We start from the raw sequence: 2,773 nt of genomic DNA on the forward strand, positions 1-2,773 counted from the left end.
ATTGTCTACACCATCGTCGTAAGAAATACAGGCAATGTGACTCTTAAAGATGTTGAGGTTAAGGATGGGCTGGTAGATCTAGATGAGTTAATAGACAAGCTGGCTCCAGGTCAGTCAGCAAGCCTCTCGGTAGACTATGAGATTACTCAGGCAGACCTAGATAAGGGTCAGGTCCTCAACAAGGCAACAGTAACAGCCAAGGATCCAGATGGTGAAGACCATGGAGACGAGGATGAGGAGATTGTCGAACTAGATATAAATCCGGATCTTGAAGCTAAGAAGTCAGGAGTCTATGTAGATGCCAATGGTGATGGCAAGGTTAATGTAGGTGATAGGATAGACTATCTTATCACTATAGGAAATACCGGTAACATTACCCTTCACAACATCAATGTTCTTGATGACATGATAGGTTTGGATGAGCATGTTGATGAGCTGGCTCCAGGCCAGATGCTGGAATTCACAGGTAGCTACTTCTTTAATCAAATTAACCTAGATCTAGGTTTTGTCTATAATAAACTGGAGCTTGAGGTTGATGAGATTGAAGATCCTGAAGAGCCAGAGGATAAAACTGATCTTCCTCAAGTAGTTGAAATTTCAGTTACTAAAGAAGGAAGCTATGTTGATCTTAATAGTGACGGAGTCGTAAATGTAGGTGATGGAATTGCCTATGACATCTATGTAGAGAATACTGGCAATGTAACTCTGGTTAGTGTTTTAGTTGAAGACGAGCTGCTTGAGCTAGTAGAGTCAATTGACCTTCTAGTGCCCGGTCAAGGTAAGAGCTTTGAGGTCCTCTATCTAATTAAGCAAGAAGAGATAGATGAAGGTCAAGTTTTCAACCTAGTCCATGCTCAGGGAGAAAAGTTCTCAATAATTCTTATATCAGACGATGATGAACTAAGTGAATTGGTTGAAGCTGAAGACAGTGATATAACCCTACTATCCCACCTACCTCTTATAGAAGTTACTAAAGAAGCAATAGTGGAGAGGGAAGAAGGTCTGCCAAGACCTGGTGACAGGGTAGATTACAAGATCAGTCTTATTAACAGGGGCAATGTAACTCTCTTTGATGTAAGACTTGAAGATGAGCTTCTTGGTATTGATGAGCTTATTACTACTATGGCTCCAAGCGAAGAGCTTGAGTTCACAGGCTTCCATCTCCTAGACCAGGATGATATAGACGCAGGGATTTTGATTAACTGGGTTAGCGTCCAGGCTAAGGATAAGGATGAGGAAGAAGCTTCCAGCAGCTACTTTGAATACACAGAGCTGGAAAGAGAGTCTAAACTAAAAATTGAGAAGTTTGCTAGCCTAGAAGGAGATTCTCTAAGTGCTGGAGATGAATTGATTTACAGGATTAGAGTATCTAATGAAGGTAATACAAGGCTGTGGATGATAGTAGTGGAAGATAATCTGTTGGATCTTCAAGAAGAAATAGAGAGCTTAGAACCAGGAGAGTATAGAGATTTTATCAAGTCATATGCCGTTACCCAGGAAGACCTGGATAGGGGTTATGTGCTAAACCTAGCTGAGGCTTCTGCCTACGATCCTAGGGAAGAGAAACTAGAAGAAGAGGTAGAGCTTGAGACCCCACTGGAAGCTAATCCAGATATAGAAGCTATCAAGACAGCCGAGTATGTGGACGCCAACGGCGATGGTGAGGTGAATGTAGGTGATAGGATAGACTATCTGATTAGCATCCAGAATACAGGTAATATCACTCTTCATGGCATCAGAATCCAAGACCCCCTAATAGGTCTAGATGAGATGATTTTAAGTCTGGTTCCAGGTGAGCTGGTTGAACTTGAGGGCGGCTACTTCTTTACCCAGGAAGATTTGGATAGGGGCTTAGTGGTAAACCTAATCCTAGCCAGTGGCCTAGATTCTAAGGATCAGGAAGTTGAGGATGACTTTGAATTAGAGACCTTCCTCGAACAAACTCCAAAACTTGACCTCAAAAAGCTGGGCAAGTATGTGGATGCTAATGGCGATGGTAAAGTTGGTTTGGGTGATGAGATTCACTACAATATAATTCTTGAAAACCAGGGTAACATAACCCTGACCAAGATAAGGGTGGTGGATTCATTACTTGATATTGATAGAATTATCGAAAGCTTGGCACCGGGTGAAAAGATTACTATAGAAGGAATCTTTAGGATTGGCCAGGTCGACCTTGAAGAAGGCCAGGTATTAAACAAGGTTCAAGCTAAGGCAAAAGAACTGAAAGAACCAGTTGAAGCCCAGGTCACAGTAGAGCTTAAGGTTGAAAAGCCTGTCGAGATTAAAAAGCTTCCACCTACCGGATCTAGAAACCTAAGAGGATTGCTCCTTATTTCCCTATCACTATTGGCTTTGGCAGGTAGTCTGCTGGTAAGAAGAGAAGAGCATGATGGTTTCTAAGCTGGATTCCTAAGGTAAGTTTTATTAGAAGATAATTACTAGAATAAGCTTTCAAATCCCGGAGAATTGTCTCCGGGATTTTTACATGCTAGGGATAGGTCTTTACTCAGTAATTTAGTAAAGGTTCTTCATCTAAAAGAAAAGGAAAAATTTCTTAAGTAGGGGTGGCCCTTTGCAGAATTCATAATTTCTTAAAATGGGGAGACTAGTCAGATGTTATCTAGTATTTCTAAATTAATTGTGTTTTGTAATCCATCACTAGCCCACCCCTTTGTTCTCTTTTCATGGGAAAGCATGGGTTATCTTTATAAGCTATTCGGTCCAAACTTTTGCCTGCAGCCTCATAATGCTGTTTGGAAATCAAAAATAC

Annotated in this window: 1 protein-coding gene; it reads left to right on the top strand. The window is 41.2% G+C overall.

Annotated features, from left to right (window positions below):
• On the top strand, nucleotides 1-2,403 hold a 2,403-nt coding region (locus GXZ13_07220), incomplete at its 5' end, for a hypothetical protein (GenBank protein ID NLX75597.1).
• Nucleotides 2,404-2,773: the final 370 nt, after the last annotated feature.

This window comes from Synergistaceae bacterium (genome assembly GCA_012728235.1).
In the GTDB taxonomy this organism is placed as follows: domain Bacteria; phylum Synergistota; class Synergistia; order Synergistales; family Synergistaceae; genus JAAYFL01.